This window comes from Pseudomonadota bacterium (assembly GCA_039196715.1).
In the GTDB taxonomy this organism is placed as follows: domain Bacteria; phylum Pseudomonadota; class Gammaproteobacteria; order CALCKW01; family CALCKW01; genus CALCKW01.
In genome coordinates, this window is record JBCCUP010000008.1 from 67882 (window position 1) to 89397 (window position 21516).

The following is a 21516-nucleotide window of genomic DNA, read 5'->3' on the forward strand; positions in this document are numbered from 1 at the left end:
GCCAAGTCTGTTACACCCACCAACACCCAGCCCATTCGCCACTACACTGTCAGGCGAGCGCGCAGTCGGCGCGCGCCGGACGCCCTCATGCCGCTGCACACCCACACCGTCGCAATCGCCCAGGTCCTGTTGGCGTCCGCCATTCTCGCCGTTGGCGACGGAATTTCCAAACACCTGGGCCAGCACTACCCCGTCACCGAGTTCGTCTCGGTGCGGATGTGGACGTTCCTGGTGTTCACGTTGTGGTTCGCCCACCGGCAGATCGGCCTTCGGACCGCCTTGCGTTCACGCGATCTGCCGCGGCAACTCTGCCGGTCGGCGCTGTGGTGTCTCGAGATCGTGGTGTTCGCTTCGGCGCTGACCACGATCACTCTGGCGGAGGCGCACGCCCTGTTCGCACTCTACCCGCTGGTTGTCACGTTGCTCGCGGTGCCGGTGTTGGGCGAGCGCGTCGGCTGGCGCCGCATCGCCAGCGTCATTGTCGGCTTCGGCGGCGCCCTCCTGATCATACGACCGGGTGCGATCACGCTGGCGCCCGGCACGGTGTTGATCCTGTCGGCGATGTTGATGTGGTGCGGTTACCAGCTGCTGACCCGCTTGTTGAGCGACCGAGAACACTTCGAGACCAACCTGCTGTACATGGCACTGGTCGGCAGTGTGCTTGTCCCGCTTGCGCCGGTCGGCGGCCCCTGGATCTGGCCGACACCGGTTGATGCACTCTGGATGTTCGCGCTCAGCGGCACCAGCCTGGTCGGCCACATGTTGTTGGTGGCCGCCCTGACACGCGCGCCAGCCAGCACCCTGCAACCGTTCAATTTCAGCATCATGGTGTTTGCGATCGGGGTCGGCTTCGTGGCGTTCGGCGACGTGCCGGACGCCTACACGGTCTGTGGGGCGCTGACCATCGTCGGTGCAAGCCTCTACGTGTTGGCCCGGGAACGGCGAGCGCGCAGCGCAGACCGGGCCTGACGGTCACCCGGCGTTCGGCGGCACCAGTCCGGATTCCGCCAACCACTCCTCGGTCAGGCCACCCGGCGTGTGCCGTCCGGTGGTCAGCAGGCGCTCGATGTAACGCGCGACGACATCGACTTCGAGGTTGACAAGGGATCCGGTCTTGTACTGTCCCATGACGGTGTTCGCCAGGGTGTGCGGCACGATGTTCACATCGAAGCCGTCTCCAGTCACGCCATTGACCGTGAGGCTGGTGCCATCGATCGTGATCGAGCCCTTGGGCGCGATGTAGGGCATGAGCTCGGGCGGCGCGTCGAAGTGAAAGCGCTCCGAACGGCCGTCAGGGTAGCGGCGCGCCACTGCACCGAGCCCGTCGACGTGGCCACTGACGATGTGGCCACCCAGGCGACTGCTCGGGGTCAGGGCGAGTTCGAGGTTCACCGGGTCGCCGACGCCGAGCTGTCCGAGGCTGGTCAGTTTGAGGGTCTCGTTCGACACATCGGCGAGCATCACGCCGCCGTCGAGGGCGATCGCCGTCAGGCAGACACCGTTGACCGCCACGCTGTCGCCGAGGGCGATGGTCTCCTCGGCGAGCGCACCGAGCGCCACACCGAGCCGCAGGTCGCCACCTGCAGGCGTCTGGCTTGCGATCTGGCCAAGCGCTTGAATGATGCCTGTGAACATGGTCAGTCCTTCTCCAGCACCTTGACCGTCTGCAGGGTCAGAGGCAAGGCCGTTGCGTTGTTGAATTCCGCACTCGCCTCGATGGCGGCGCGGGCGATGGCTTCGGCCGACTCGAGCCGGTCATAGAGCGCGTGCATCGCACCGAGGGCGTAGTCGGCACCGGCGCCAATCGCCCAGAAGCGCTGGTATTGGTACACCTCGCGCAGCGAATACACGCCGAATATCCCGTGCGCGTTGACCAGCACCGCGTCGAAGCGGATCGATTCGTAAGGGTCCTCCTCGGACTCCGAGGGGTTCAGGAAATAGTCTTCCTTGAGCGATTTGTGCAACTTGATCAGCGTCTGGAAAATCTCGACGCGGGAGTTCAGCCGCGCGGTGTTGCCGGCGCGTTTCAGCGCCGACTCCACCACCAACGCGTGCGCTGCGCTGCCGACGATGCCGAAGTAGCTGTTGTGAATCTTCTGGATCTTGTCGCTGTTCCGATCGTACTGAGCGCCCAGGGTCTGGTCGCCGAAACTGGTCAGGCTGTCAGCGGCAATACACGCGTCGTGCCCTTTCTGCACGACCACAATCGTAGACATCACATTCTCCGGTTCAGGCGGGCACTCAGGCCGCACCTGTCGGTATTAGTACCACGCGCAGGTCCTCGCCGATCTGCGAGACCTCGCGAACTGTGAAGCGCGGCGCACCGGCGAGCTCGGCGAGCCCAGGCAGCACCGCGAGCGGACGCGCCGCGTCGCCGAGCAAGGTCGGTGCGACGTAGACCACCAGCTCGTCGACCACACCCGCCTGCACCGCAGCGCCGGCCAGGGTGGCACCGGCCTCGAGGTGCACCAGGTTCACCTCGCGTCGAGCGAGATCGGCAAGCACCGCGCCAAGCTCGACCCGCGCCGAAACCAAGGGCATCTGCACCACCTCGGCGGGCAAGCTGTGCGACGCGGCGTTGGCACCCGAGTAGATGAGCGTCCGTCCAGGCTCCCGCAACCAGCGTGCCCCGGCCGGGCAGCGCAACCGGGAGTCGACCAGCACCCGCAACGGCTGCTCCACGGTGTCGACCCCGAGCGCGTCCGGCGCCAGGCGCACGGTCATCGCCGGGTCGTCCGCGAGCAGCGTGCCGATGCCGGTCAGTACGCAATCGCTCTCGGCGCGCAGCCACTGGACGTCCGCGCGCGCCGCCGACCCGGTGATCCACTGGCTCTCGCCTGACGCCATGGCCGTGCGGCCGTCGAGGCTCGCCGCCACTTTGAGACGAACCCAGGGCCGATTGCGGGTCACACGGCTGAGGAAGCCGCGCAGTTGCCAGCGGGCCTCGGCCTCGGCGGTGCCGACGTGCACCTCGACGCCGGCCGCCCGCAGGCGCGCGAGGCCGCCCGCCGCGAGCGGATTCGGGTCCGCGGTGGCGACGACCACACGGGCCACACCGGCGTCGATCAGGGCGTCGGCGCACGGCGGCGTGCGACCGTGGTGGTTGCAGGGCTCGAGTGTCACGTAGGCGGTCGCACCCCGCGCAGCCTCACCGGCTGCGGCCAACGCCCGCGCCTCGGCGTGCGCCGTGCCCACCGGCCCGGTTGCCCCGGTGGCGATCACGGTCTCGCCCCGCGCAATCACGCAGCCAACTGCCGGGTTCGGCGCCGCTCGAAAGCGCGCCGTCTCGGCCGCGGCGAGCGCCCGCGCCATGTGCGCGGCGTCGTGTGCTGTCATGGTGCGCGGTTGCGGCGTCCGCCCGCACGCTCGGGCCGGGCGCCCACGCCCCCCTGACCGGCCTCGTCGAGCAAGGGCAGCTGGTCGCGGCGCTCGGCCGCGGTGGGCTCGCGTTCGAGCCGCTCGATCTCCTCGCGAAAGGCGTTGACGTCCTCGAAGCTGCGGTACACCGATGCGAATCGCACGTAAGCGACCTGGTCGAGCTCGCGCAACTCGTCCATGACCCACTCGCCGATCCGGCGGGCCGGCACTTCGCGCTCACCCGACACCATGGCGCGGTGGGCGATGTGGCTGACCGCCGCCTCCAACGCCTGTGCGCTCACCGGCCGTTTTTCCAGGGCCCGTTGCATGCCTCCGCGCAACTTGCCCTCGTCGAAGGTTTCGCGCTCGCCGTTGGTCTTGACGACCCGGGGCAGGTTCAGTTCGACCGATTCGTAGGTGGTGTACCGTTCGCCGCAGCGCACGCACTCGCGCCGGCGGCGAATCTGGTTGGTGTCGGCGACCAGCCGCGAGTCCACCACCTTGGTGTCGGGTGCGGCGCAGAAGGGGCAGTGCATCGGGCCGTTCGGTCGGTTCGGTTGCGGTGCGCAATGGTACACCACTGCACCCCGGCGCCCGAACCAGAGCGCACGGCAGTGGCGTTTTCAGCGCACTTGCGCACTTTCGGCGGTGCCAAAAGTGCTGTGTTAACATCCGATGTGCTTGGCGTTGCGTGCACTGCAACACAGGCTCCCGCAACGCACTCGACGCCCCAGGCCCACATTGACGAGGACCCCCGCTATGAAATCACCTGTTCGTATCGCCGTGACCGGCGCCGCAGGTCAGATCTGCTACGCCCTGCTGTTCCGGATTGCCGCCGGTCAGATGTACGGCGACGACCAGCCCGTGATTCTGCAGTTGCTCGAGATCACCCCGGCGCTCGGCGTGCTCGAGGCAGTCAAAATGGAGCTCGACGACTGCGCCTTCCCGCTGTTGCAGGGCGTCGTGTGCACCGACGACCCGGCGACCGCCTTCAAGGACGTCGACGCCGCCCTGTTCGTTGGGGCCAAGCCGCGCGGCCCCGGTATGGAGCGCAAGGACCTGCTGACCGACAACGGCAAGATCTTCTCCGGCCTCGGCGCGGCGTTGAACGCCAACGCGAAGAAAGACGTCAAGGTGTGTGTGGTCGGCAACCCGGCCAACACCAACGCCTACATCCTCAAGGCCAACTGCCCGGACATCAACCCGCGCAACATCACCGCACTGACCCGCCTGGACCACAACCGCGCGTTGAGCCAGCTCGCGGCCAAGACCGGCAAGGCCGTCAGCGACATCGAGCGGATGATCATCTGGGGCAACCACTCCACCACCCAGGTGCCCGACATCAGCCACTGCACCGTCGGCGGCGACCCCGCGCCCGGGCTGGTGGACGCGGCCTGGGCCATGGACGACTTCATCCCCACCGTCGCCAAACGTGGCGCCGCCGTGATCGCCGCCCGCGGCAGCTCCTCGGCCGCCTCGGCGGGCAGCGCCGTGGTCGACCACATGCGCAGCTGGGTCCTGGGCACACCCGAGGGCGACTGGGTGAGCATGTCGGTGCCGTCCGATGGCAGCTACGGCATCGAAGAAGGTCTGGTCTACTCCTACCCGGTGACCATCCGCGACGGCGAGTACAGCATCGTCCAGGACCTTGAGGTGTCGGACGCGATTCGCGAGAAGATGCTCGCCTCGCAGCAGGAGCTCATCGAAGAGCGCGACACGGTCCAGGACCTGCTTGGCTGAGATCTCCGCCGCCGCACAGGACGCCCCGCCGCTGCGGGGCGTTTTTTTTCAGCCGCGTTTCAGCACAGTGCCAAATCGTGGCAGCAACAAAGCGATCAGCAGCACACCGTAGAGCAGCGCCACCTCGTCACCGTCCTTGCCTTTCCAGGCGACGTGCACCACCGCGAGCACGGCCACGAGGTAGACGCTTCGGTGCAGTGGCACCCACCGGCGACCGAGTTTTCGGACCGCGATTTTCGGCGAGGTCAGCGCCAGCAGCGTCATGCCGAGCGCGGCCACCGCGCCGACGGTGATCGTCGGGCGGCCGGTCAGCTCCCGCCAGACCTCATCCCAGGCGAAACCGAGGTCGAGCCAGAGGTAACAGGCGATGTGCAAGGCCACGTAGAAGGCGCTGAACAGGCCGAGCATACGCCGGACCTTGAGTGGCCACCGCCAGCCCAGCAGTTGCCGCGCCGGGGTGATCGCGAGCGTGGCGAGCAGCAGGTAGATCGCCCACTCGCCGCTGAGATGCTCGAGGGTCTCGACCGGGTTGCCGCCGAGCCGCGTGCCGCTGTTGATTCGCCAGAGGCCGTCGAGAAACGGCAGGCTCGCCAGCGAGAAAACAGCGGTTTTGCCGAGCGCGTTGCGCGTATTGGATTTCATTGTGCCACCCTGTTGATACACCACCCGCGCGGAGACCCGCCCCGCATGACATCACCCACCGGGCCCACTGTCGCGCGCCCATGATCCTGCTCCTGCCCGCGGCGGGCCACGCCACGCGCCTCCCGGCCCTCGGGGGCCGCAGCAAGGCCTGCATGCCGATCGCCCCGGATCGGGCCGCAGCCGATGCCCTGCTCGACGCCGCTGTGGCCGCCGACACCGCGCACGCACTCTGGCTGATTCGCGACGCAGGCGAGGACATTCGCCGGCACTACGGCGACGCGTACAACGGCCTGCCGCTGCACTACCACACGCTCCCGGCGACCGGCAGCACGCTCGACACCCTGCGCCGCGCCCTTGCCGCCCCGACCCTCGCTCTCGACCGAGGCACCCTCGCGCTCGGCTTTCCTGACATGCAGTTCCGCGACGCGTCCGCGTTGGCGGCGTTGCACACACACCACCACCGCAGCGGCGCCGACCTCAGCCTCGGCTGTTTCGAAACCGACCGGCCTGACAAAGTCGATGTGGTGGTGACGGACGCGCGTGGCCGCGTGGCGCGCATTGACATCAAATCGACCTCACCCGGCGGGACGCACGGCTGGATTCTCGCTGTCTGGCAACCGCGTTTCACCCGCTTCCTGCTCGCGCAGCCGCCGCCCGCACCGCCCACGCACCGTGCGGCGGAGCGGTACCTCGGGCACGAGATCCAGGCGGCGATCGCCGCCGGGCTGGCGGTGGACGCGGTGCATTTCGACACCCCATTGCTGGACCTCGGCACGCCCGAGGACCTGGCCCGCGCAGCCACCTTCTGGGCCGGCGGCACAGCGACCTGACTCAGAACGACCGGCGCAAGTCCATGCCGGCGTACAAGCCCGCCACCGCGTCGGCGTAGCCATTGAACGCCAGGGTGTCGATCTTCGGCGAGAGCACCTTGCCGTCGATTCGGCGCTCGCGCGCCTGGCTCCAGCGCGGGTGCGAGACGGCCGGATTGACGTTGGCATAGAAGCCGTACTCGTGCGGCGCCGACAGGTTCCAGCTTGTCGGCGGTTCCTGTTCAACAAATTCGATCCGCACGATCGACTTGATGCTTTTGAACCCGTATTTCCAGGGCACGACCAGCCGCAGCGGCGCACCGTTCTGGGCGGGCAGCGTCTTGCCGTAGAGGCCGACCGCCATGAGGCTCAGTGGGTGCATCGCCTCGTCCATCCGCAGCCCCTCGGTGTAGGGCCAGTCGAGGATGCCGGAGCGCTGACCCTTGAGGTTGTCCGGGTCGAGAATGGTGTCGAAGCGCACGTACTTGGCGTTGCTCAGCGGCTCGAAGGGCTTGAGCACGTCCGCGAGCGGCACGCCAACCCAGGGCACCACCATTGACCAGGCCTCGACGCAGCGCAGCCGGTAGATCCGCTCCTCGAGGGCGTTGAAATCGATCAGGTTCTCGACACCGACCGTACCGGGCTTGGCGCAGGCGCCCCCGACGGTGACCTGCCAGTTCGCGGTCTTGAGCCAGGCGGCGTTCTTGGCCGGGTCGGTCTTGTCGAGCCCGAGTTCGTAGAAGTTGTTGTAGGAGGTGACCAGTTCCTCGGGCGTCCAGGTCTCGCCCGGTGCGTGGTCGACCGAACCGCTCACCTCGAGGGGCCGCACCGCGTTGGGTGCCGCCGCGTCGGTGCGGGATTCGGCCTCCGCGCTGTCGACGCCGCACCCGACGAGCCCGGCCGCACCGAGTGCCGCTGCCGATTGCAGCAACCGGCGGCGCTGCCAGAACACCGGCTCCGGGGTGATCTCATGCGATGCGATGCGCACGCCAAACGGTCGTTTCATGGTTTTCGCTCCCTGGGTTCTACCAGCCTAGACCACACCGGCCTTGCAGTGTTCCAAGCCTAGGTAATAACCCGCAACGGCACGGGGTTGCCGGTCCGACCTCAAGCTCCGGCGCAGCCTGCCGCTGCTCCCTCTGAGACCGCGTAACAGGAGGGACGGATATGCTCGAATCGATCCGTAACGCGTCACCGGCCGTGTACCTGCCCCTGGATCCAGCGACGGAAACAGCCGCAGATCGCCCCGTTGTCCCGGGCTCGGAACGCCCGATCTCACCGCGTGCCGTGCACGCCGCCCAACACGCCGATCCGGTGGGCTCGGACCCGCGCGCCGGCCGCGCGGATGCGCCACTCGACGCCGGTCCAACGGCCGAGCGCAGCGCGCAGGGCACCAAACCCGAACGGGCGCGCGACGGCGAGTCCTCTGACGGAGAGTCGGACACCGCACAGTCGACCCAGGAGGCACTCAAGGACCCGAACAGCGCGGAGTCGCAACAGGTGCGCGAGCTCAGCGCACGCGACCGCGAAGTGCGCGCACACGAACAAGCCCATCTGGTCGCCGCTGGGCCGTATTCGACCTACGGCCCGAATTACAGCTACCAGACCGGCCCGGACGGCCGCCGCTACGCGATTGGGGGTGAAGTGGGCATCGACACGGCGGTGGTGCCGGATGACCCGCAAGCGACCCTGGCGAAGATGCAGGTGGTGCAACGCGCGGCCCTCGCCCCCGCCGAGCCCTCGACGCAGGACATGCGCGTGGCGGCCGACGCCGCACAGAAGGCGGCACAGGCGCGCATGGCCATCATGAAGGAGCACTTCGAAGCGCGGGCCCAGCCGGCCGAGGCCGATGACCGGGCGGACCGGGACCGCGAGACGGACGCCATCGCCGGCAACGCACCGGCCGACCTCGGTCACAAGGCGAAGCAAGCCGTCGACGCCTACGGCACCGCCGACACCGACACGGGCGAGTTCATCGACGTCGCAGCCTGATCACCCTGATACCGCTGCCGGGGTGCCCCGGCGGCAACACCCGTGGCTGCGACGAACCGGGCACGCGACCGGCAAACCAGTCCGAATCACCCACGGGCAGCGGGACGGTGACACCGCACTTGAGTGTTGATCGTACGATAATTTGTTTTTCGTCATATTATTTTGCGATAGGCCTTGGATTGGCTATGCTGCGAGCCTCGATTTCGCCCTCCCGAGCTACCGAATGACACCGCCTCACCGACCCCGCATCGCCGTGCTCGGCGCCGGACTGGTTGGCCGGCGGCACGCTGCGCTGCTGCACGCGTCCGGGCAGCTGCACGCGATCATCGACCCGGACCCACTGAGCCAGCCACTCGCAGCCGACTGCGGCGTACCGCACTTCACGCGACTCGACGCGTGCCTGCGCGCCGACCGCCCCGACGGGCTGATCAACGCAACACCGAACCAACTTCACCGCGAAACGACCGAGTGCGCCCTGCGCGCCGGGGTGCCCACGCTGGTGGAGAAGCCGATCGCCTCGACCACCGAGGACGCCGCGGCCATGGTAGCCGCCAGCGACGCCACCGGCGTGCCGTTGCTGGTCGGCCACCACCGCCGACACAACCCGCTGATCGAGCAGGCCAAAGCCCTGATCGACGCGGGCAGCCTCGGTGAGATCCAGGTCGTACACGCACAGTGCTGGCTCTACAAGCCGGACGACTACTTCGACGCTGCATGGCGTCGAGACAGTGGCGCCGGCCCGGTCTTCATCAACCTGATCCACGACGTCGACCTGTTGCGCCATCTGTGCGGCGAGGTGGTCGATGTGCACGCCCTGCACAGCCGCCACGGCCGGGGCTTTGACGTGGAGGAAACGGCGGGGGCACTGTTGCGCTTCGCCAATGGCGCCCTCGCGACCCTGAGCGTGACCGACACCGTTCCAGCTCCCTGGAGCTGGGAACTCAGCGCGCGCGAGAACCCGGCTTACCCCGCCACCGACGGCTTCTGCTACCTGATTGGCGGCAAAAGTGGCTCGCTGTCACTGCCCGACCTGAACCACTGGCACTACGGCGAGCAGCCACCGAGCTGGTGGGCGCCGATCCAACGGACCCGCTACCCGATCGCATTCGACGAGCCGTTGCAGCGCCAGATCGCGCACTTCAGTCGCGTGATTCGCGGCGACGAAGCGCCGCTGGTCTCCGGTCGAGAGGGCCTCGAAACCCTGCGCGTGATTGAACGGATCAAGGCTGCGGCAGCCGCCAACGAACAGCAAGCCCCAACGAATAGCCAGCACTGACCCTGTCGAGGTACGGCGCGTGGTGCTGCGCGGGGATCACGCGTCGGGCAAGGTGCCCGCGTCGATCGCGTGTTCGATACCGACCGCCACGTGCCGTGAGAGCGTCGATTGCGCGCCCTCGATGTCCCGGTCCAACGCCTGCTGCATCAAGGTCGCGTGGTCGTTTGCCGTGCCCTCACCGCGGCTGGTCAGTGCCAGCATCTGGTAGCGCAAGTAGCGATCAAACACCTGCGCATACGTGTGCATGAGCGTCGCCGACCCGCAGGCGCTGATCAGGGCCTGGTGAAACGCGATATCGTCGCGCTTCCACCGAAGTCGCTGGCTGTCGTCACCGGCGATCACCGCTGCCTCCGAATGCTTCAGTCGGTGGTGCGCCGCGAGCACCCGGGCCTCCCAGTCGACATCGCCGGCCGCAAATGCGAGTCGCAGCGCGTGGTTCTCCAGAAGAATACGCAACTCGCCGACCTCGCGCAGTTCGGTGCGCGACACCGGCGCCACGGCGAAACCCCGGTTGCCCTCCGCCTCGACAAAGCCCTGCATCACCAGCCGCCCCAACACCTCGCGCAACGTGGTGATGCTGACCCCGTACGTGGCCTTTAGCTGGTCCAGTTTCAGCCGCGCGCCCGGTGCCAGGACGCCCGTGAAGACGTCGTCGCGTAGCCGCGTGTAGGCGCGCTCCGCAACAGATAAACCAGTAGTATCACCAGAAACTGTCATGCGAGCCCAACGCAAAAAAAACCGCTCCATTTCATCAGAAATCACTGGCGTGATCCATGGTGAGAGACACCGCACGTCACTGGTCGACAGAAACCTCTCGCGCTTTCCACCTCTCCCATCTGTTCTAGACATCAACCGCTATCACGAGCCGAGGAGCACTGGAGGGTTTAGAGATGAAAAGCAACGAGAATGCGATGTGGTTACCTGGTAAAAGTCCGCATTCCACATCTGACGAATCGTCGGGTAACATGAGCCCCAGATGTGATTTCTTAGTAGGCTATGTAATCGAAACACCCACCTCGGTGCTGTTGTGTAACTCGCTCCTACACACCAAAGTGACCCGTATGACTACACGCCAAAACGCCTCATCAACATCTCTCAGTCAATGGATTCATGTCGGGTGCTTCCGCTTGCAAATCGTGTCCGTCACGGAAGCACCAGGCTCACTTGATGTTTCAAGCTGCATCCCCCCCACGTGGCGTGCGCGCTTCCAACACAGTCGCGTACCCGAGCTGGATAGTGCGTCCAGCCGTTTTGCGGTCAGTCCACGCCGGTAATCTGCGGCAACGGTGCATCGAATCGTCTCACTGCGCCGTCACTGCCAGTCCACACGAGAGATTGCGGGATAGCATGCCTATGAAACGGCTGTCCATCGACAACGGTAGCTGCGACCAATGCAGGCGATTTACTCGGTTGTGTCGCAGTCTGGGCCTGTTGTGCAGCCGAGCGCGTACCTGCATACCGCAGACCAGCGGCAACGCGAAGCGCGTCTTCTAGCCAGTGTTGAGAGGTTGCGCTCAGGCGACGCCAGAAACCACCCAGCCCAGCGGGCACGAGCATTTCTTCACAAGCATCACCGCGACAACAACGGGCACCGACCGCACGCCAGTCTTTGTTCATAACAACCCATCGCTCAACGTGGTCGTAATGTGAAAAATCGCCTTACTGCATGTGCTCATACAATTTTATTTGCCCAGGCTTGCGCCCTCACACAGATGGAAAAATCGTTTTGATCGCCCAAGCTGATTCCGTTGCCTCGGATCAGAGCATACTCGCGTGCAACCAGCAGCCAATGATAAATGCCGAAAATTTAAACCGCTCCAAATTGGCGATGCGATGAACAGTATTCAATTTTTTCCTATTTGATCTCCAATTCGGATTTCTGCTCAGCGTGCTGCGACTCGACAGCACTCAATACACGCGCACTCTCCGCCAGTTGTTGGCGCACGCTATTATAAAATATTTCAAATGCCTGAGATCGAGCTAGTTTTTCTTCGGTATACGCGTTGTCCGGCCCATCGCAGACGGCGTCCTCTGCTTTGATTTGCTTATCAAGCTGCCGAAGCGCCGCATCAAGATCATCTCTTTGCTGTAATTTTTCTGCGATAGCCGCTCGAGCAGCAGCGCCATCTGTGTCAACTTCCGCCTCGCCAGATGTATCTGCATCCGCTTGCAATAGAGCTTCGAGCGATTCTTGTGCAGCGCTACGTTCACTTTCCAATCGTCCCTGCTCTTTTAGGGCTTGATCTCTACGCGAAGCTGATTCGATGCCGCACTGATCAGCAGCCATTTTCAGCGCATCGAGGTCTTGCCACGCGTTTGATGTAGCCTCGAGTGCTGTGAAAACACTCTCTATGTTTTCGGCACGTAGATCATCCAAGCGCGCGACAATCCGGTCATCCGCTTCAAAGCTAGCAGCACCGGTTGAACTGCCTTTGGCCCAATCCAGCACTTGTTGCGCAGAACTGAGCTCCCGAGCGCCTGGCAACTGGTTTCTGGCGAGTAGTTCGACTGCGCTTACGGCCAACTTCTGTTGCGCTTCTAGCAGCTCACTCGGATCGTTGGCAAAATGTTTCACATTCCAGTTTCCAATAGCGTCTTTTATCAACGCAACACTGAATTCGCCCTGACCACTGGCATATACCTGGTTGATATTCTCCCAATAATTCCGTTCGTCCAACATTTTCAGCGCAACTGCAGCATCGCGGTCGGTCCGAATACCGCTGGTCGAAAAACTACTCAAAATACCTTTCCAAGATATATTTTCCAGCCGACTTGCAGCGAGGCTGTGCCAGCCATACAAGTCGGTAAAATTTTCCGTGCTTGTGGCTCGCAACTGCGCACTAAGCGGAATATTGTGCGCGGCCAAGTGACCAAAATTTACCGCGACGTCCAGCTGATCTGCAATAAAACGCAGTGAATTTGCAATCGCTAACAAACGGCGAGCCGACGCTTTACCGATGTCCCGACGCCCCCTGCCTTCCAAAACAACTCGAGCATAGAGCACGGCCAGATTGGATGCCTGGTGTGCGAAGCTAAGTAGCCCATTGCTGTCAACGACCTCTAAGAATCTGACTTGATTTGCCAGCTCGTCGTAAGAATCACTAAGCCCTAACAGGGTTTCACATCCCCCCGCATTGTGTCGCGACGCACCAGAGCCGGTAGAAAAAACCACCTCACAGTTTTCACCGCCCCACGGCAAAATAATCCTCGTACCAGACTTAAATCTCACTGTCTGACGAAAACGCGGGAAGATCGACTTCGCGGTGGCAATAAGACCAGCCAGCCTCGCTTCGCTGACATCACGCTCGGAAGTGCCTAGCCCGCCTTTGTACACATCAACAGCCACCCGTAAGGACGCACCCGACGCTGAAAACGGGTTGTTTTCGCTCACTGAGTCTTTCAACGCCGGAACAGTACTGCCGCACGCTGACACCATGCCAACAAAAGAAAGAGCAAACAGCAGGCGACACCAGTTCATGGTGAATCCCCCGTTGTTGCGGAGCCATTCTCATCTTTGAGGGCCTCACTTTTTTCTTTGCGACTGTCAAGTAGCATTCTAATGGCGTTAATCTGTTCGGTATCAGTGTTGTATTTTCCGCTCGCAGCGCTCTCCAGTTCAGCTCTGAATTGTGCAATCTCTTGTCGGCTGGTTGCCAACGCCAAGTCTACATCCCGTGCGTCAACGCCTCGACTGGCTTCGACACGGCTCGAAAAAGCCTGCATGCTCTGGATCAGCGGCTTGGCACTGGTTGTCATGGCTAAAAGTAACCGCTCGTCCTGGTCAAAAGTTCGCCACCCTTCAGGACCGAGAATTTGAAACCCTCGAGTCGCGTTGCCGCAGTTCAGTTCTGCAGGCGACTCAACTAATAGCAAGCTAGGATCAATAGTAGATTTCATTAGCAGATCGTTTACAACATCATCCGCTTCCTTAACCCATTTATTTTCCGGAAGAGCTTTGAGTAAACCTGGCAACCACATCTGTCGACCTTTCTCACCGCTCTCGATTAGCAACTCGGTTACCTGTTGTCGCAATTCTTCGCGCATACGCTCTTCTTGTTGGTCTTTCCACTCAGATTTATTAAAGCTGCTCCCAATATCCCTGACTAGACTCGGAAGCTGCTTAGCAAATCCCCATTCGTCGATTCCCGTATGCGACTGCAGTCCCGAGATTCGTGTCGACAAGCCTTTGTACGCAGAACTCAAGCGAGTCCGTTCTAGATCAACCTGTAAGTCATGCCAGGCTTTTTTTGAACTATCGGTATGGACTTCCGTTTTAAACGTTTGAAACTCATTCGCCTCCTGATGGACAGTAGCCAGTAAATCTACCAACTCGTTCACTTCGGCGACCCTGCGCCGTAAGCGGAGTCGCTCGCCCTCGCGAAATTGTTGTGCGATTTGGACGGGCGATCCCGATCTGCCAGCCTCAATCGTTGCAACGGGCACTGAGATATCGGCTGAATAGGCTGCGATATCCTGTTTGATTAGTGCTTTTATTGCGTCTCTACTCTCGGTTACGGCTGAATCAGTCGGATCAGAATCAATCGTATTGAGTGTTCTGAGGTGGTTGCGTAGTGACGTTCTGAGAGACTTGGCTTTGGATTCACTGGCAGATAAAAAGTGATGTTTCTGTGTTTCCGGATCAAAGCCGATTTCGGCACCAAACGGGTCTACCTGCTGCGCTGTCAACGTACCCGATTCAAATTTTACTTGCGAAAGTCCTGGATGAGCTTTGCCACTCATACGAAATCTGTAAAGCGAATCGATTGCGACGGATTCCCCATCTGTGTCTGAGCCGCAGAAATCAATTACACGAAAATAATACGTCGTACGAAAACGCACGTTCTTATTCACGTAGGCTGGGTCTATACCTTTGTCCACTTGAAGATGCGGCCGTTGTGCGCATCCAGCAAGCGCAAGCGCGCCGATGAGCAGCGGCGCAACTACCCGCGCAACTAGAGACGTGGGCCTGCCCGGAAACCGGTTCGAAAGTAGTGTGAGTGGCATCCCGTCCTACCCCTGTGTGTCAACTTTGCAAATCAGATCTGTCTTGACCCTAACAAGTATTGCCAAGGCAGAACAGTGAGAAAAACGTCAACACAGGAGCTCTAGCCCATTTGGGCTACCTCATAACGTAAGACATTACTTTGGCTCTGGGGACAAAGACCGTTAAGCGGGTCGATTGCTATGCAACGTCACAGGGTTGACACGCGACAAACGCAGGGAGGCGTAAAAAACATAACCATTACATACGCGCGGGCAGCGCGCGAAATGAGTCCAAATACACTCCACTGCTACACAGCACGGCGTGCATTCTGAAACAACCGCAACCACGGGCTGGCCTCGGGCCAGTCGGCGGGGGCGTGGCTGAGCTGGATGCTGCGGAAGACGCGTTCGGGGTGCGGCATCATGATCGTCGCGCGGCCGTCGGCGGAGGTAAATCCGTTCGCGCCACCGGGTGACCCGTTCGGGTTGGCCGGGTAGCGCTCGGTCGCTTCGCCGTGGTTGTCGACGTAACGCAGCACGGCGGCACCGTCGGCACCGTCAGGCCAAATCGCTCGGCCCTCGCCGTGCGCGACCGCAACGGGCAACTGCCAACCCGCCATGCCCTCGAGCAGCACGCTGTTGCTGTCCTGCACCTCGACCATCGACGCCCGCGCTTCGAATTGCTCCGACGCGTTGCGTACAAACCGGGGCCAGTGGCTGGTCCCCGGGATCAGCGACTTGAGGTGGCTCAGCATCTGGCAGCCGTTGCAGACACCGAGGGTCACGGTGTCACTGCGCTCGAAAAAGGCGACGAAGGTGTCGCGCAGCGCGTCATTGAAGAGAATGCTGCGTGCCCAACCGCCGCCGGCGCCGAGCACGTCGCCATAACTGAATCCGCCGCAGACGGCGAGCACCTGAGCGCTGCCCAGCTCGACGTGACCGGCAATCAGATCGCTCATGTGCACATCAACCGCGTCAAAGCCGGCTCTGTCGAACGCCGCGGCCATCTCGATCTGGCCGTTGACGCCCTGCTCTCGGAGCACAGCCACCCGGGGTCGCGTGACTGCCACACTCGGCACAAACCACTCGGAATGCGTCGCCGGCAGCCGTGGCGTTTGGCCGGGGTCCGTCGGATCAATCACGGTTTCCAGCTCGCTGTCAGCGCACACCGGGTTGTCACGCAAGCGCGCCATGGCGTGGCTGGTTGACCACCAGTCCGCGAGTGCGGCCTCGCGCGAGACGTCGAGTATCACCGCGTTGGCGTGGCTGAAACACACCTGGCGCGTCGTGTTTGCCGAGCCGATGTCGTGCACCAGTTTGCCAATACCGGCACGCTCACAGGCGTCGAGCACCGTGTGCACGTGTTCTCCATCGACTTGCACAACCCAGCCAAGCTCCTCACTGAAGAGCGCGGCGTGGGCATCCGTGCCGAGCGCATCGAGTGCGATACGGACGCCACAGCCGCCGGCAAAGGCCATTTCACACACCGTTGCGAACAGCCCGCCGTCGCTGCGGTCGTGCACCGCGCGCAGCAGACCCGCGTCGAGCAAGGCCTGCAAGACGTTGAAGGCGGCGACGAACTGGTGGGGCCGATCGAGGTCGGGCGGCTCGTCGCCAAGCTGGTTCCAGACTTGCGCGAGGGCCGAGCCACCGAGGCGGTTCTTGCCGTTGCCGAGGTCGATCAGCAGCAGGCGGTTGCCCTCAGTCGGGTGGATCTGCGGCGTCACGGCGGCGCGCACGTCGTGCACCGGTGCGAACGCCGTCGCCACGAGGGAGACTGGCGCGGTCTGGGTGTGGCGCCGGTCGCCGTCCTCCCAGCTGGTGCGCATCGAGAGCGAGTCCTTGCCGACCGGGATGTTCACACCCAGCGCCGGACACAGTTCGAGGCCCACGGCCTTGACCGCGTCGAACAGGGCCGCGTCCTCGCCCGGGTGCCCGCACGCTGCCATCCAGTTGGCCGACAGGCTGACATTGCTGAGGTCGCCCACCGGGGCAACCGCGAGGTTGCTCAACGCCTCGCCGATGGCCAGGCGAGCCGAGGCCGCCGCATTCAACAAGGCGACCGGTGGGCGCTCACCCATCGCCATGGCCTCGCCGGCCGTGCCGACGTAGTCGTTGAGGGTAATCGCACAGTCGGCCACGGGCATCTGCCAGGGCCCGACGAGCTGATCGCGTGCGATCAAGCCCGTGATGCTGCGGTCGCCGATGGTGATAAGGAAGGTCTTGGCGGCCACGCTCGGCAGCTGCAGCACGCGCCGCGCCGACTCGCCGAGCGCCATCGAGGCGGTGTCCAGCGCGGTGCCGGTGGTGTCAAACCGCGTCACGTCGCGGGTCATCTTCGGCGCCTTGCCGAGCAACACCGCCATCGGCATGTCGACAGGCGCATCGCCGGTCTGTCGGTCGGTCAACGCGAGGTGTTGCGCCGCGGTGGCTTCGCCCACGACGGCCATCGGACAGCGCTCACGCGCGCAAATCGCCTCGAAGCGCGCGAGGTCGGTGTCGGCGATGGCGAGCACATAGCGCTCCTGGGCCTCGTTACACCAGATCTCGAGCGGCGACAGGCCTGGCTCGGCATTGGGGATGTCACGCAGCTCGAACCGCGCGCCGAGGCCACAGTCGTCAACGAGCTCCGGAAAGGCGTTCGAGAGCCCGCCGGCGCCGACGTCGTGGATGGACGCGATCGGGTTGTCGTCGCCGAGCGCGGTGCAGCGGTCGATGACCTCCTGGCAGCGTCGCTCCATCTCCGGGTTGCCGCGCTGCACCGACGCAAAATCGAGGTCGCCCGCGCTGTCGCCGCTGGCCACCGACGACGCAGCCCCGCCACCGAGGCCGATCAGCATCGCAGGGCCACCGAGCACCACGAGTTTGGCGCCGGCATCGAAATCTGTCTTCAGTGCGTGCGTCGGCCGCACGTTGCCGAGGCCGCCCGCGATCATGATCGGTTTGTGGTAGCCGCGCAGCGCACTGCGCCCGCCTACGCTGACCTCGTCTTCGAAGGTGCGGAAGTACCCGGTCAGGTTCGGGCGACCGAACTCGTTGTTGAACGCCGCCGCACCCAGCGGGCCGTCCCGCATGATGTCGAAGGCCGAGGCAATCCGCGCCGGTTTGCCGAAGTCGCGCTCCCACGGACGCTCGGCACCCGGGATGCGCAGGTTCGACACCGCAAAACCGCAGAGTCCAGCCTTCGGTTTGGCACCGAGCCCGGTTGCGCCCTCGTCGCGGATCTCGCCACCGCTGCCCGTCGCTGCGCCGGCGAAGGGCGCAATTGCGGTCGGGTGGTTGTGGGTCTCGACCTTGATCTGGATGTGCGCGGGCTCGGCGTGACCGCGGTAGACACCGTCGGTGCTGTCGGCAAAAAAGCGCTGGGCCGCGTAGCCCTCAAGCACTGCCGCGTTGTCGCTGTAGGCACTCAACACCCGCCCACCGTGCTGTGCGTGGGTGTTGCGGATCATGTTGAACAGGCCGTCGTCCTGCGGCACGCCGTCGATAACCCAATCGGCGCGGAAGATCTTGTGCCGACAGTGTTCGCTGTTGGCCTGTGCAAACATCATCAATTCGGCGTCGGAGGGATCGCGACCGAGTTGGCTGAAGTTGTCGACGAGGTAGTCGATCTCGTCGTCGCTGAGCGCGAGGCCGAGTGCGGCGTCGGCAGCCGTGATCGCCTGCCTGCCCTGCGCCAACACGGGCACCCGCGCCAGCGCACGTGAGGCTTCGGTGAGGAACAGACCCGCGGCCTCGGTCTCACCGTCGAGTACCGACTCGGTCATGCGGTCGTGCAACAGCGCGTCGACAGCGGCCATGTTGTCGCCGGACCAGCCGTCGAGGGCGTACACGGTGCCGCGTTCGACCCGCTGCACCTGACCGAGCCCGCAATTGCAGAAAATGTCGGTCGCCTTGGACGACCAGGGCGACTGGGTGCCGAGGCGGGGCACCACCCAGCGCGCCAAACCGGCAGGCAAGGGTGTCGAATCGGCGTCGAGCAAGGCATCGCAGCGCGACCGCGCCTCGGCCGGCAACGCGCTGTCGAGTGAGAGCAGATAGACGTGGCGCGCTGCAAGCGACGCAATGGCCGGGTCGACCGCCTGCAACTGCGCAAGCAGCGACCCAGCCCGGAAGTCGGACAGCGCGGTACCGCCGGGAATAATGAGCATGGGGGCCGAATTCACGTGCGAGACGAAAGCCCGCCATTTTACCGAGTTCGCCGCCGGGGTGCCCGGCGACGGGTTCAGCACTACTCGCGTGCGACGCCGAGACCGGAGGTGATCACGTTGGCGGCGGGCCGTACCGCGAGTTCGCGGTCGATCATGAACAAGCCGTTCGGCTGTCCCTGGACCAGTTTCAGCTGGTCGACCACCGTGCGTACACTCGCTTCTTCTTCGATCTGCTCGCGCACGAACCACTCGAGGAACACGTCAGTCGCGTGGTCGGACTCCTTGCGGGCGAGATCCTTGAGGTTGAAAACGCAATCGGAAATCGACTGCTCGTGCGCCAGCGAGGTCTCGAACAGGCCGAGCGCGGTGTCCGCGTTGTTGCCAAGATCCGGTTTTCCGATGGCATCAAGGGTGACATCGCCGTCGCGCTCGAGGATGTAGGTGTAGAACCGATCAGCGTGCCCCAACTCTTCGTGGTACTGCGATTTGAACCAGTGCCCGAACCCCGGCAACCCCAGGCGCTCCGCGCGCGCCGACATCGCGAGGTACAGGTACGCCGAGTACAGCTCACCGTTGAGCTGCTTGTTGAGCGCGGCTTCGACAGCTGCGGATTGCATTGTGGCTTACTCTCCAAGTGGATCAGACGTCTCGACACTACAGATTACCGCCTTTTGACCCGCGACGGCACAAAAACGCAGAACCCATCCAGACTATGCTATGACGCTCGCGGGCGGCCAGGGTTCACCGCCAACGGCCCAACTTCCACCTGCAGTCCGCACCGATGACCCCCAATGCCTTTGGCATCGCCCTCGCCGTGATTGCCGCCGCCTGCTTCGCCACCACCGCGGCGCTGGTGAAGGTGGCCATCGCCGAGTTCCACGTGTTGCAGATCCTGTTCGTGCGTCAGGCGTGTGTGTTCGCAACCACCCTGCCAAGCCTCAGCCGGGCGTTTCCAGCGAGCCTGCACACCCGGTTTCCGGGTTGGCACGCCGTGCGCCTGCTCGGCGCGTTCGCGGCCCTGTCCTGCAGCATCTGGGCCTTGTCCCTGTTGCCGCTCTCCACGGCGATCACGCTCGGCTTTGCCCAGGTGTTTTTCGTGGCCCTGCTGGCCCGCGCCAGCCTCGGCGAAGCGGTGGGGCCCCACCGCATCGCTGCAGTGGCGATCGGCTTTGTCGGTGTGTTGGTGGTCATGCGCCCCGGGGTGGCGGGCTTGTCGAGCGCCGGCGCCCTGGTCGCGCTCGCCGGCGCGCTCGGTGCCGCCGTGGCCGTGGTGTGTGTTCGGCGCCTGTCGCAGACCGACTCAAGCGCCACGCTGCTCGCCTGGCAGTCGATCTGCATCGGCGCCATTGCAGCCGCGCCGATGCCCTGGGTGTGGCAGACACCCGACGCCCACGGCGCAGCGCTGCTGCTCGCCATCGGCGTGTTGTCGTCCGTCGGGCAGTGGATCGGCGTGTCTGCGTTGCGCCACGGCGAAGCGAGCGTGGTCGGCAACGTGGAGTACACCAAACTGCTGTACGCGGCTGTCCTCGGCTACGCCCTTTTCGATGAAGTGCCGGACGCCTGGACCGGTGTCGGCGCCGCCATCATCGTCGCGGCGGGCGGCTACCTCTTCCACCGCGAGGCCCGCGCTCGCCAGCGGAATCAACGCGCCTGACCCGCCCGGGCTTTGAAAACCGGCAATTCGACCCCATACTGCGATCAGGTGACCCGACATCGGGTACCCCCCGGGGGCGCATTTGGCTTCGACGGGAGTGATGAAACCGGAGGTGCATGCCGAGGTGTAGCGACCTCGTTAAAACGCTGCAAACCTTATAGTTGCCAACGACGACAACTACGCACTGGCCGCTTAAGGAAACTTAAGTCTGGTCTAACCCGGAGCGGGCCATGCCTGTGCGGCTCACCGGGTGCTTAGCTCACAGGATCGTGGCAAAGCTCGCCTCGCGCGGCGCCACTAAAACCCTTAGAGGATCGCGTACACCATGCCCTGTCGGTCGGGCAGGTGCCCGTTAAACACAATCGATCGACTAAGCATGTAGGACCGATGGCGGAGTGCTTTCGGACGGGGGTTCGACTCCCCCCGCCTCCACCAATAACCCACTGATTTATAAGGGATTGTCTCTCGTTTGGCACGCTCTTGGCACAAATCAGTCGAGAAGACCCGGCCCCGAGCCGGGTTTTTTTGTGCTCCCGCCCACCAACTCCAAGTTACAAAACACAGAAAACATCTCTCTGCTACGTTGCTTCAGCGCTTGAATGAGCTTGGCGATAAGCCAAGACAACCAGAGTGATTTCGACTCGGCCTTGAAGCGCATGAAGTCGGAAAGCATATTTGGGTATCAGTGATCGTCGGGAGATGAGAAAGATGAACCGTGAAATTGAGCGTGAAGAAAACATGGCGGATCTGCTGGCGCTCAAGGCAATTTTTGAGCGATTGGACTATCTGTTCGACCAAGCAATAGCAAACATGGCTGAGCAAGACTCGCCTGTGGATGTTGCCAAAGCCGCGTAGACCGGCTACCACACTAATTTCAATTGAGCCCGGTAGACGACCGGGCTTTTTTGTGCC

Annotated in this window: 18 protein-coding genes and 1 other RNA gene; 8 read left to right on the forward strand and 11 right to left on the reverse strand. The window is 63.7% G+C overall.

The genetic code is table 11. The annotated features are described in order from the left end of the window. The first annotated feature begins 87 nt into the window (after positions 1 to 87). On the forward strand, positions 88 to 969 hold the full coding sequence (locus AAGA11_05270) for a DMT family transporter (GenBank protein ID MEM9602251.1): 882 nt from the start codon (positions 88 to 90) through the stop codon (positions 967 to 969). Between the two features lie 3 nt (positions 970 to 972). On the opposite strand, the gene AAGA11_05275 is transcribed toward AAGA11_05270, so the two are convergent. From AAGA11_05275 to nrdR, 4 genes are read right to left on the reverse strand one after another with little or no spacing between them, the layout of a single operon-like run. Then, positions 973 to 1635 carry a riboflavin synthase gene (locus AAGA11_05275; GenBank protein ID MEM9602252.1) on the reverse strand — a complete coding sequence of 221 codons (663 nt, stop codon included), beginning with the start codon at positions 1633 to 1635 and terminating at the stop codon, positions 973 to 975. A gap of 2 nt (positions 1636 to 1637) precedes the next feature. Next, positions 1638 to 2216 (reverse strand): MFS transporter, encoded by a 579-nt coding sequence (locus AAGA11_05280; protein ID MEM9602253.1) that lies wholly within the window; start codon positions 2214 to 2216, stop codon positions 1638 to 1640. Positions 2217 to 2241: 25 nt separating this feature from the next. Next, positions 2242 to 3336 carry a bifunctional diaminohydroxyphosphoribosylaminopyrimidine deaminase/5-amino-6-(5-phosphoribosylamino)uracil reductase RibD gene (ribD, locus tag AAGA11_05285; GenBank protein MEM9602254.1) on the reverse strand — a complete coding sequence of 365 codons (1095 nt, stop codon included), beginning with the start codon at positions 3334 to 3336 and terminating at the stop codon, positions 2242 to 2244. Continuing rightward, positions 3333 to 3893 (reverse strand): transcriptional regulator NrdR, encoded by a 561-nt coding sequence (gene nrdR, locus AAGA11_05290; GenBank protein MEM9602255.1) that lies wholly within the window; start codon positions 3891 to 3893, stop codon positions 3333 to 3335. Before nrdR ends, ribD begins: the two co-directional genes overlap by 4 nt. Before the next feature lie 223 nt (positions 3894 to 4116). On the opposite strand from nrdR, the gene AAGA11_05295 reads away from it, so the two are divergent. Further along, on the forward strand, positions 4117 to 5097 hold the full coding sequence (locus AAGA11_05295; protein ID MEM9602256.1) for a malate dehydrogenase: 981 nt from the start codon (positions 4117 to 4119) through the stop codon (positions 5095 to 5097). 48 nt (positions 5098 to 5145) lie between these two features. On the opposite strand, the gene AAGA11_05300 is transcribed toward AAGA11_05295, so the two are convergent. Next, positions 5146 to 5739, reverse strand: a complete 594-nt coding sequence (locus AAGA11_05300) for a protein-methionine-sulfoxide reductase heme-binding subunit MsrQ (GenBank protein ID MEM9602257.1) — start codon at positions 5737 to 5739, stop codon at positions 5146 to 5148. Positions 5740 to 5819: 80 nt separating this feature from the next. Between AAGA11_05300 and AAGA11_05305 the strand changes: the two genes are divergently transcribed. Continuing rightward, a complete protein-coding gene (locus tag AAGA11_05305) occupies positions 5820 to 6569 on the forward strand; it encodes a hypothetical protein (GenBank protein MEM9602258.1) in 750 nt (249 codons plus the stop codon). Between the two features lies 1 nt (position 6570). Here AAGA11_05305 and msrP read toward each other — a convergent pair whose 3' ends face one another. Next, complete coding sequence (gene msrP, locus AAGA11_05310; protein MEM9602259.1) at positions 6571 to 7554, reverse strand: protein-methionine-sulfoxide reductase catalytic subunit MsrP; 984 nt, start codon at positions 7552 to 7554, stop codon at positions 6571 to 6573. Between the two features lie 161 nt (positions 7555 to 7715). On the opposite strand from msrP, the gene AAGA11_05315 reads away from it, so the two are divergent. Then, on the forward strand, positions 7716 to 8540 hold the full coding sequence (locus tag AAGA11_05315) for a putative metalloprotease CJM1_0395 family protein (GenBank protein ID MEM9602260.1): 825 nt from the start codon (positions 7716 to 7718) through the stop codon (positions 8538 to 8540). A 223-nt stretch (positions 8541 to 8763) separates the two neighbouring features. Continuing rightward, positions 8764 to 9816 carry a Gfo/Idh/MocA family oxidoreductase gene (locus AAGA11_05320; protein MEM9602261.1) on the forward strand — a complete coding sequence of 351 codons (1053 nt, stop codon included), beginning with the start codon at positions 8764 to 8766 and terminating at the stop codon, positions 9814 to 9816. Positions 9817 to 9852: 36 nt separating this feature from the next. Here AAGA11_05320 and AAGA11_05325 read toward each other — a convergent pair whose 3' ends face one another. The 5 genes from AAGA11_05325 to AAGA11_05345 all read right to left on the reverse strand — a co-directional run bounded on the left by AAGA11_05325 (position 9853) and on the right by AAGA11_05345 (position 19567). Then, a complete protein-coding gene (locus AAGA11_05325; protein ID MEM9602262.1) occupies positions 9853 to 10533 on the reverse strand; it encodes a GntR family transcriptional regulator in 681 nt (226 codons plus the stop codon). Positions 10534 to 11671: 1138 nt separating this feature from the next. Then, entirely contained in the window at positions 11672 to 13294 is a 1623-nt protein-coding gene (locus AAGA11_05330; GenBank protein ID MEM9602263.1) for a hypothetical protein, read from the reverse strand. Continuing rightward, a complete protein-coding gene (locus AAGA11_05335; protein MEM9602264.1) occupies positions 13291 to 14667 on the reverse strand; it encodes a hypothetical protein in 1377 nt (458 codons plus the stop codon). Before AAGA11_05335 ends, AAGA11_05330 begins: the two co-directional genes overlap by 4 nt. Positions 14668 to 15107: 440 nt before the next feature. After that, a complete protein-coding gene (gene purL / locus AAGA11_05340) occupies positions 15108 to 18950 on the reverse strand; it encodes a phosphoribosylformylglycinamidine synthase (GenBank protein ID MEM9602265.1) in 3843 nt (1280 codons plus the stop codon). Positions 18951 to 19030: 80 nt separating this feature from the next. Then, entirely contained in the window at positions 19031 to 19567 is a 537-nt protein-coding gene (locus AAGA11_05345) for a ferritin (protein MEM9602266.1), read from the reverse strand. A 164-nt stretch (positions 19568 to 19731) separates the two neighbouring features. On the opposite strand from AAGA11_05345, the gene AAGA11_05350 reads away from it, so the two are divergent. From AAGA11_05350 to AAGA11_05360, 3 genes are all read left to right on the forward strand, one after another. Beyond that, a complete protein-coding gene (locus tag AAGA11_05350) occupies positions 19732 to 20604 on the forward strand; it encodes a DMT family transporter (GenBank protein ID MEM9602267.1) in 873 nt (290 codons plus the stop codon). A 72-nt stretch (positions 20605 to 20676) separates the two neighbouring features. Further along, positions 20677 to 21039, forward strand: a transfer-messenger RNA (tmRNA) gene (gene ssrA / locus AAGA11_05355). 273 nt (positions 21040 to 21312) lie between these two features. Then, positions 21313 to 21459: a hypothetical protein gene (locus AAGA11_05360; protein MEM9602268.1), complete on the forward strand. Its 147-nt coding sequence runs from the start codon at positions 21313 to 21315 to the stop codon at positions 21457 to 21459. The last annotated feature ends 57 nt before the right edge of the window (positions 21460 to 21516 follow it).